5 protein-coding genes are annotated in these 6,745 nt (G+C 26.3%); all 5 read right to left on the reverse strand.

Features of this window, described 5'->3' with window-relative positions:
• The coding region (locus BN346_RS04125) for a DUF2179 domain-containing protein (protein WP_034439754.1) at positions 1-495 on the reverse strand (495 nt) is incomplete at its 3' end.
• Between the two features lie 1,661 nt (positions 496-2,156).
• Entirely contained in the window at positions 2,157-3,434 is a 1,278-nt protein-coding gene (locus tag BN346_RS04130) for a metallopeptidase TldD-related protein (RefSeq protein ID WP_034439756.1), read from the reverse strand.
• The gene (locus BN346_RS04135; protein WP_034439759.1) at positions 3,434-4,858 is read right to left on the reverse strand and encodes a TldD/PmbA family protein; all 1,425 of its coding nucleotides are present in this window, start codon (positions 4,856-4,858) and stop codon (positions 3,434-3,436) included. The genes BN346_RS04130 and BN346_RS04135 overlap by 1 nt, the downstream gene beginning before the upstream one ends.
• A 248-nt stretch (positions 4,859-5,106) precedes the next feature.
• Complete coding sequence (locus tag BN346_RS04140; protein ID WP_034439760.1) at positions 5,107-5,817, reverse strand: HAD-IA family hydrolase; 711 nt, start codon at positions 5,815-5,817, stop codon at positions 5,107-5,109.
• A 204-nt stretch (positions 5,818-6,021) separates the two neighbouring features.
• Positions 6,022-6,745: MFS transporter (locus tag BN346_RS04145; RefSeq protein ID WP_034439762.1), on the reverse strand; the 724-nt coding region annotated here is incomplete at its 5' end.

A 6,745-nucleotide genomic window follows, 5' to 3' on the forward strand; every position in this document is an offset into this window, starting at 1 on the left:
AAAACCGCCATAAACAGTTTTAGTATCTGTTATAGATATTACTGATTTCATATCTACACTTTCTATAAGTTTTATGATTTCTTTTTTCCTTTTTCTTTTTAAATGCAGTATAAGTATAAGTTTTTTACTATCAAGCCCTTCACCTTCTATAGATGTTACACCTACTTCTGCTCTCCTTAATACTTTAAGCATTTCTTCCCCATCTTCTTTTTTTACTATTACATTCATAGTTATTATTCCAATTGCCAATTTATCCTCAACTATAGAACCTAAATAGTTTCCACAAGCATATCCTAAAGCATATACTATAATTTTTATAGGATCATCTTGTATTCCATCTAGTACATTTCCTACTACTAATAACCATATTATAACTTCAAAAAATCCTATAATAGCTGCATATACTTTTTCTCCTTTTGTTAAAAGCACTGTTCTTACAGTTGTTAATGAAACCTCTACTATCTTGGAAATAAATATAAAAAAATATATTAACATAATATTCCTCCTTTATTTTATTTTTTTAAAATTTAGTTTTTTCACAACATTTTAATTACTATTCTACAAATTTTCTTTATAAATTTCAATATTTTTATGAAATTTCAAATTATTTAATTTTTCTATACATATTATTTGCTTAGTTTTATATATTCTAAAATTTTTTATTCTTTATTTAAATATATAAAACTAAATTCTATATTATCTTTGCAAGATTGAAACCTAGCCTACTTTATTAATTGAAAGTGGAAAATTGAAAATTATGTTTTGCAAGGTTGGGACTTTCAATTTTATTTCTGTTTCCCTCGTAGCTGAGACTTCAGTCTTGGCGGTCTTTGATATGTATGTAAATTTAGAAATAATATATTTAAATGACGTTTTGCAAGAATGAATTCTCGCCTACTTTGTCAATTGAAAGTTGAGAATTGAAAATTGAAAATGATAAATTATATTATTAAATTTAATTGCTTCACCTTCGTAGCTGAGACTTTAGTCTTGGCGGTAATGTATCCTTGCTAAATTTTATTGGTTTCATCTTTAAAATATACTAATCAACAAGATGGACGGACATCTCATAGAACAATCACCTTTTCATAATTTATTATCCTTTTTACTAATATACTTATCTAAGCAAGCAAAGTCAGTACCTAACAGATTACAAATTTAAAAGTAATACAAATAACGTTCTGCAAGGTTAAAACCTCGCCTACAAAGGTTGGGACTTTCAATTTTATTTCTGTTTCCCTCGTAGCTGGGACTTTAGTCTTGGCAGATTTTCATATAGATATAAAATTAGAATTAATATGTTTAAATGACGTTATGCAAGAATGAATTCTCGCCTACTTTGTCAATTGAAAGTTGAGAATTGAAAATTGAAAATGATAAATTATATTATTTAATTTAATTGCTTCACCTTCGTAGCTGAGATTTTAATCTTGGCGGTCTTTAATATGAATGTAAAGTTAGACTATATAATAAAGGGTTGTATCAAAATAACTTAGTTAATAGATTAATTAATAAGTTTAATTTAAAATTATAAACTATATTATTAAATTAATGAAAAATATAAGGCTATCGGTAAACTTTAAATACCAATAGCCTTTTTCTAGTTTGGATTTCAATATACTATAGGGTTCCAATTTCAAATAATACATTTATCAATCTGAAAACTTTTTTCTTTCATCAAGGAACAGGAATTATTTAAATAAGTATTTCTTTTAAAATTGATTTAGAAACTCTTATTAATTTGTGTTTTATTTTCAAGACCTGAACCCAAGGACGGGTTCAGCGACTGCCTAGACAGGATGTCGTGTGAACTAAATTTAGAAATATGTAATTGAAAATTCAATGTATATTTTTTATAAATCAAGGAAGTAATTCTCATCAATAATGGCATTTTATTAATGTGAATTGCTGATGAAGAGTTATGAAAAATAGACTAGAATTTAATTACATAGGTCTTAATTTAGTTCACTAATAGCCGTTTAGTCTTGGAAATAAAATGTCAAATTTATTAGAGTTTCTTTGAAATTTTTATGAATAACGTTTTAAATAATTCCTGTTTCCTTTACTAACATTATTCTCATTTAATATTTGAGTAATTTCATTTTTTAACTTGGAACCCTATATTTTAACAAAAATATTTTTGATACAGCCCTAGCTTAATTACCTGCTACAGTAACACCTTTAAGTTTTATTGACTTAGGTCCTACAAATTTACTTGTTTCAAATATTTCCTTTGATAATATCATATTTCCTTGAACATCTTTAACATTTCCAGATATAGATCCTCCTGTTATTGGAATTGTATTTTCACCATCATAGTAAAATCCAAGTCTTATTTCACCACAGAAGTTTCCAAGTGATGGATCCATATCAAAAGCTGAAAATGCTAATAAATCTAGATGCGGCTCTTTTTTCATTTCTGCAATTGTTGTATTTCCACTATTAACTACTAATTTGTTTAAATTTCCAGTTGCCTTAGTCTTCAAGTAACTAGAATATCTAAAATTACCATAATAACTCTTTAATATTCCATCCTCTATAATATTAGTTCTATTTAACATTACTCCATCATTATCATAAGGGTTAGTTCCTTCAAGACTTACGTTTATCTTATCTTCAATTATATTTACTCCTTGAATACTGTCTCCAATTTTAAATTTTGATCCTTTTGTATATATAGACCTAGCATTAGCTTTATACTGATAATATTCAAAAAAAGTTTGCACTGCCTCTTTGTTTAGTATAACATCATATTTTCCTGTTTTTACTGAACTTTTTGCTTTTGCTCTAGACTTAACAACTTCTATTGCTTCTCTTACACTTTCTGCTATAGTATTTTCATTTAATTCATCATAATTATCTTTATTATATATTTCTACTTCCTCACCATTTTCTGTCCAATCTACAACATACTCTATTTCTAAACCAAGTTTTGAAAAAGACACATCTATTCCTTCTGAATTTATTATTCTATTTTCTATTTTTTGCACAAATATTTCTGTAGAATTTATGCCACCATTATCATAGTGGTCATATTTATATAAAGCATTTTGAACTTTTAATGCTGTTTCTTCTAAATTTAAATCTTTATTCAAATAGGATTTATCTATAGTGCTTGCCCCTTGACTCTTAGGTAATGGATAATATTCATTCTTAACAAAACCTGCTGCATATAGACCACCCTTTAACTCTTCTAAAATTTCTTCATCATTCATAGTTGGATAAATATCAACTGTAGATTCGCCTCTAAACTTAATTTCATTTTCCTTAAAATCCTTATAAAGTGTAACCTCGTATTTTGTTACATCTTTTTTTCTATTCATATCTAATTTTTTTCTTATAAAAAACAATTCTTCACTTTTTATCTTAGTAATATTTATCTTATAAATCTCTGCTTCTAATTTTTTTAAAGCACTCAAAATTTTCTCAACCATTAGCCTAACCTCACTTTCGTTTTTATATAAGGTCCTCCACAAGATACCTTAACCCATTCTTTTGAACCCTTACCACAAAAGCCTGCACCTTCTAATGAAACATTTTCAGACACCATAGATATTGACTTCAATAAGTCTGGTACATAACCAGTCATTATAACTGGTGAATATATTTTTCCTGTTAATTCTCCATGCTTGATCTCTTTTGCCATAATAGCAATACATTGAATGCCCCAGTTTTTAGGGTCTTCCATACCACTTCCACTGCCTTCTATTAAAAATCCATAATCTATAGATTTTATCATATCCTGAAGTTTATCCTTACCAGCTTCAAAGTAAGTATTGGTCATTCTTGAATATGCCTTTCTTTCATAGCTTTCTCTTCTTCCATTAGCAGGTATAACATTTAATTTAGATGCACTTAAAGTATCACAAAGACCTCTCTTAAATATTCCTTTATCAATTATTATTGTATCATTTGCCAAATTACCCTCATCGTCAAATACATATGAAGCAGTCTCATTTACTCCTAATGCTCCATCATGCATTGTTACAAGTTCTGAAGCTATTTCTTTATTCATATAATACTTAGATTTAGCTCTATCTTTTAAGAACATGTCCATTTCCACACCATGTCCAAAAGCTTCATGTGCAATTAACCCTGAAATAGCAGGTGAACAGATAACATCATATTCTCCTGGTTTTATTGGTTCTGATTTTAATAATGCTAATCCATTTTCAACTAAAATTTCTACACCATTTTCAATTTCATCTAACAACTCTGCTCCTTTTAATCCTGAAAATGAATCATATATAACTTTTGTATTTTCTTTTTCTGATGTCATACATATTAACATTCCATTGCTCCACATGTAACTTTCTTCTAAATCTTTTTTCTTAGATAAAAATATTTTGTTTATTTGAGCATATTGATATATTGACTTAAATTGTAATATCTTATCTGAAAGGCTCATGCCTTTATTGTTAATTTCAGTTAATCTTTTTATTATCTTTTCATCACCTAAGCTTTGTGGTGAAATCTCTACTGGTTTCTGCTCTTTTTTATTTATAGCTTCTTCTTTTATTACATCGTACTCTATTAATTCTAAATCATTTTCAATTTTATCACTAAAATTTTTAAATTTATTCTTTATGTCTAATACAATTTTTCCTACATTCTTATCATCAATATAATTAAATGAATATTCCGAATAATTAATTCCATTATATACTCTTACTACAAAACCTCTTTCTGCCACCATTGCTTTATCTATATGTATCTCACTATTAGATACTAAATATTCCTTCCCCTTTGAGTCTGTAGCTAACACTGAAACATATTTAAAATCTTTATCTAATTCATTGATTAATTCTTTTAAATATGGTTTGGATTTTTTTAAAAATTCACTAAACTGTATCTCCATATTTCCCCCTCCTCATTCTATAACTTAGAACTTAAAATAATTTCCTTATTATTTTATAAATTCTTTAATAAAAAAACATCTTTAATTCTAATTTGTTTTCATAATAGTTTTATCACTCTATATTATAATGCTTGTAAAAATCTAATATGTTTATTTTTTGTAAATATACAAATATATTTCATTAACTTTTTTTAAACTTCTAATCATAATTTAAAGGCTATGCACTTATAAATGCATAGCCTTTAAATTTATATAATTTCTAATAGTTCCTTAAAATTATTTATTACGTCTATATCTTTTAATTTATTCTTATTATCTAAGTAATCCTCTTTATCTCTACATATTAATATGCTTCTAATTCCTAACTTTTCTGCACCCTTACAGTTTTTTAGACTATCATCAATAAATATAGCTTCATTAGGCTCTACACTAAGTTCTTTAAGTGCAGTAGTGTACATTAAATCATTAGGTTTTGTAACACCTTGAAATGATGAAATAACAATAGCTGAAAAATATTTTGTCATATCAGCCTTTTTAAATACATTTAAAAGAGATGGCCATGCATCTGAAACCACAGCTAACTTATAGTTCTTATGCAATGTAGGAATAACTTCTATAACATCATCATAAAATCTATACTTGTCATAATTGTAAACTAAATCTTTTGTTACATTTTCTATATTTTCTTTTGATACATTTAATTCTTTAACAGTGTCAAAAAATATATTGTAATATTTCAAAAAATGTCTATACTCTTCTTCCTCTGTAACTATAAAATCTTGCTTTGAAATATAGTCACCTGCTAACTGAAAAGCCTTATTAATTTGTTCAATATTTAATTTTTCAACTTTCTTTTTATCTACATATTCAAAAAAATTAGGTGTTACAAACCATTCCCCAGTCACAGGCCCATTGAGTACCTTTCCAGAATCTATTAAAATTGCTTTTACCTTTCCCATATTCCCCTCCTATATAGTGTTCCAAACGCAAATTCAAAATAATAACTTTATCAAATGATACTACTAATCTTACAGTTTATTCTATTATCATGTTTGGAACTAATTAACAGTTAGCAATTATAAGTGATGGTTAATTGTTCATTTTTGTACAACACTTTAAATTGATCTTTCTAAGTTCAAATGATACTAGAGATATTACCCTTTTTATATTTTAAACTTATTTATATTATTTATATTTACGATATTAATCACAAATAAAACTATGCCTAGAATTATGAAAATATTACTTAAACTTATTTTTTCTCCTAAGTATCCTGCTAAAGGAAATAATATAATCATAAAAGCTGAATAACTCATACTATCTACTGATATTAATGTTGCTCTTTGCTCCGAAGGTATTTCTTTATTCAACAAAGTAGAACTTATCACATATAATATTGCATCAAAAAAACCTACAATCACAAATAATATCACACTAAATTTATTATCTAAAAATCCCACTAGTATTAAACAAATTGATATACAAGAAATCATAATAAATATAGTTCTTGCTTTAAGTATTCTTTTAATTTTAACAAACATAAGATTACCTAAAGTACTACATATGCTTTTTATAACAAAAATAATAGCTATAACTGTTATACTAAATCCTTTTACTTCAAAAAACTTTTGTCCATAAAAGTATAGCATTGCTGTAAAAGTATCTACTAGTGGGAAAAAGAATAATATAAATTTAATTTTAGAATCATCTTTTATAATAAAATAACTTTCTTTAAAATGCTTCTTTATATTCACTTTCTCATCACATTTATATTTTGGCTCCTTAAAAAGTAAGGCTACATTTAGCGCTGTCAAACTAATAAGTGCTGCTATTACATAACTTATCACAAAACTTTTTTCTGATAAAACCCCGCCTATAAAAACAGCA

This window comes from Clostridium ihumii AP5 (assembly GCF_000612845.1).
GTDB lineage: Bacteria > Bacillota > Clostridia > Clostridiales > Clostridiaceae > Clostridium_J > Clostridium_J ihumii.